1 protein-coding gene is annotated in these 788 nt (G+C 78.4%); it reads right to left on the reverse strand.

Annotated elements, in window-relative coordinates; translation table 11 throughout:
* The coding region (locus tag G6556_RS19255; RefSeq protein ID WP_205693779.1) for a TetR/AcrR family transcriptional regulator at positions 1-716 on the reverse strand (716 nt) is incomplete at its 3' end.
* Between the last annotated feature and the right edge of the window lie 72 nt (positions 717-788).

The raw sequence follows: 788 nt of genomic DNA on the forward strand, positions 1-788 counted from the left end.
TGCAGCAGCACGTCGACGAGCTCGGCGACGGGGACCCCGCCGTCGTCCGGCAGGACCGGCGGGCCCTGCCCCATCACCGTGGCGATCAGCAGGTGCGCGAGCCGCTCCGGCTCGACGCGCAGCTCCGCACGGTACGGCTCGACGCGCCGGACCACCGCGGCTCCTACCTCGGCGAGCGCGCGCAGCCGGGCGTCGCGGCCGGAGGGGCCGTGCAGCGGGAGCCGGTCGCCGGGGTGGTGCGCGGCCGGGCCGTCGACAGCGCCGGCGTCGGCGCGGGGGCTCGGGCCGGGCAGCGGCCGGCCCAGCAGGTCCGCGCCGCGCGCCCCGCGCACGGCCGTGGCCCGGCGGCCCTCGTCGGACGCGAGGATCGCGTGCACGGCGAACATGACGCGGCGGACCCGGCGGCCGCGGGCCGACATGACGTCCGCGAGCTGGGTGAGCTCGGCCGCGAGGTCTGCGGCGGGCGGGAGGTCGTCGATCTCGGCGACGCCCGCGGTCGGGTCGAGCGCGCGCTCGGCGGCGGCGGTCAGCAGCTCGACCTTGTCGTCGAACGCCCGGAACAGCGTCCCCTCCGCGACCCCGGCGGCCACGGCGATCTGCCGGGTCGACACCTGGGCGCCGTGCGCCTCGAGCAGCGGGACCGTGGCGAGGGCGATGGCGGCGCGGCGCTCGTCGCGGCTCATCGGCCGCGCGCGTTCGGTCCGGGGCTCGTCCATGCCGCCGAGCCTAAGTGAGTGAGCACTCACTCGTCCAGGTCGTTCGTCCCAGGCGAACGTCCCCCACCGACC

Origin of the sequence: Cellulomonas sp. IC4_254, from assembly GCF_011603975.1 — a bacterium.
In the GTDB taxonomy this organism is placed as follows: Bacteria; Actinomycetota; Actinomycetes; order Actinomycetales; family Cellulomonadaceae; genus Cellulomonas.